Origin of the sequence: Mesorhizobium sp. M1A.F.Ca.IN.020.06.1.1, from assembly GCF_004023265.1 — a bacterium.
Classification (GTDB): domain Bacteria; phylum Pseudomonadota; class Alphaproteobacteria; order Rhizobiales; family Rhizobiaceae; genus Mesorhizobium.
Genome location: NZ_RZSR01001000.1, coordinates 1 through 2,115 on the forward strand (window position 1 = coordinate 1; position 2,115 = coordinate 2,115).

The window sequence follows — 2,115 nt, forward strand, 5'->3', positions numbered from 1 at the left end:
TTCGAAACGCCGTCGACATAGGGAAGCTTCGCTTCGACGACCCGGCCGGCATCGCGCCAACCATCCAGTGGGGCGTCGAAGCGAAGCTTCCCTATGTCGACGGCGTTTCGAAACTGCCCTCCGAGGAGACGATGGGCGATATTTCGTCGGCGCCTTATCTCGCCGAGCTCGTCTCCTATCAACATCCCGATCACGACACGGACCAATGGCCGCCGGAGGAAAAACCATGACCGATGAAATTCGAACCGGCGGCTGCCAGTGCGGCGCCGTGCGCTTCCGCGTCCACGGCAAGCTCGGGCGCCCGTCCATCTGCCATTGCCGCATGTGCCAGAAACAGTTCGGCAATTTCTTTGGCGCCCTGGTGACGGTGCCGAAGGATGGCGTCGAATGGACCCATGAGGAGCCGAGCTATTTCCAGTCCTCGGTCAACATCGATCGCGGCTTCTGCCGCCGCTGCGGCACGCCGCTCACCTACCGCCAGCCGGGCGGGCTGGAGATCGCCATCGGTGCCTTCGACGATCGTTCGGACTTGGCGCCGCAGATCCAGGTCAACTACGCGGTGCGGCTGCCCTGGGTGGAGAAGATCTTCGAGGCGCCGGTCCACGACGACCCCGACTACTATCGACGGCAGGAGCAGATCATCTCCTTCCAGCATCCCGATCACGAGACGGCCAACTGGCCGCAGCAGGGACTGAAACTATGACGATCCACAGCAGCTCCTTGCGCACGCTCTATCCCGAGATCGAGCCGTTCGAAACAGGCATGCTCGATGTCGGTGATGGCCACACCATCTATTGGGAGCGCTGCGGCACCAAAGGCGCCAAGCCAGCCGTATTCCTGCATGGCGGCCCTGGAGGCACGATCTCGCCCAAACACCGGCGGCTGTTCGACTCGAAACTCTACGACGTCATCCTGTTCGACCAGCGCGGCTGCGGCAAGTCGACGCCCAATGCCTCGCTGGAAGCCAACACCACCTGGCATCTCGTCGCCGACATTGAACGCCTGCGCGAGATGGCGGGCTTCGACAAATGGCTGGTGTTCGGCGGCTCGTGGGGCTCGACGCTGGCGCTCGCCTATGCCGAAACGCATCCCGAGCGCGTCAGCGAGCTCGTCGTGCGCGGCATCTATACGCTCACCCGCGCCGAGCTCGAATGGTACTATCAGTTCGGCGTCTCCGAGATGTTTCCCGACAAGTGGGAGCGTTTTCTCGCGCCGATCCCCGAGGCCGAGCGCGGCGACATGATGGCCGCCTACCGCAAGCGGCTGGTGGGCACCGACCGCAAGGCGAAGGTCGAGGCGGCGCTTGCCTGGAGTCTGTGGGAAGGCGAGACGATCACGCTTTTGCCGGAGCCGGAAACCAGCACGCCTTTCGGCCAGGACGACTATGCCATCGCCTTCGCCCGCATCGAGAACCACTATTTCGTCCATGCCGGCTGGCTGGAAGAAGGACAGCTGCTGCGCGATGCCTGGAAGCTGAAGGACATCCCCGGCACCATCGTCCACGGCCGCTACGACATGCCGTGCCCGGCGCGCTATGCCTGGGCGCTGCACAAGGCCTGGCCGAAGGCGGATTTCCACCTCATCGAGGGCGCCGGCCACTCGTATTCGGAGCCGGGGATTCTGGACCGGCTGATCCGGGCGACGGATAAATACGCAGGCAAATAACCATGCAGGTTTGTGCTCTACGGCGCCCCCGGCGCGAAGGATCTCGACTTTTCGAGCTACAGCCATGATGAAGCAACGCCTCTACCTCTTCGACACCACGCTGCGCGACGGCCAGCAGACGCCGGGCATCGACTTTTCCGTCGAGGACAAGATCGCGATCGCCAAGCTGCTTGACGAATTCGGCATCGACTATGTCGAGGGCGGCTATCCCGGCGCCAACCCGACCGACACCGCCTTCTTCCATCAGAAGCGCACGGAAAGCGCGAAATTCGTCGCCTTCGGCATGACCAAGCGGGCAGGGGTTTCGGCCTCCAACGATCCGGGGCTGGCGGCGCTGGTGCAATCGAAGTCGGACGCGATCTGCTTCGTCGCCAAGAGCTGGGACTATCACGTGCGCGTGGCGCTCGGCTGCACCAACGAGGAGAACCTTGAGTCGATAAAGGTCTCGGT

General features: G+C 63.3%; 2 protein-coding genes and 2 pseudogenes. All 4 read left to right on the forward strand.

The window, feature by feature from the left end:
* Positions 1 to 230, forward strand: a pseudogene (locus EOA60_RS30115) (hypothetical protein); the annotation flags it as partial.
* A complete protein-coding gene (locus EOA60_RS30120; RefSeq protein WP_095777832.1) occupies positions 227 to 703 on the forward strand; it encodes a GFA family protein in 477 nt (158 codons plus the stop codon). The pseudogene EOA60_RS30115 and the gene EOA60_RS30120, both read left to right, overlap by 4 nt.
* A complete protein-coding gene (gene pip, locus EOA60_RS30125; RefSeq protein WP_095823667.1) occupies positions 700 to 1,665 on the forward strand; it encodes a prolyl aminopeptidase in 966 nt (321 codons plus the stop codon). Before EOA60_RS30120 ends, pip begins: the two co-directional genes overlap by 4 nt.
* A gap of 67 nt (positions 1,666 to 1,732) precedes the next feature.
* Positions 1,733 to 2,115, forward strand: a pseudogene (locus EOA60_RS30130) (citramalate synthase); the annotation flags it as partial.

What these genes read in the sequence shown, in the direction of transcription:
- pip (WP_095823667.1), top strand. Translation starts at nt 700, where the DNA reads ATGACGATCCACAGCAGCTCCTTGCGCACGCTCTATCCCGAGATCGAG.
- EOA60_RS30120 (WP_095777832.1), top strand. Translation starts at nt 227, where the DNA reads ATGACCGATGAAATTCGAACCGGCGGCTGCCAGTGCGGCGCCGTGCGC.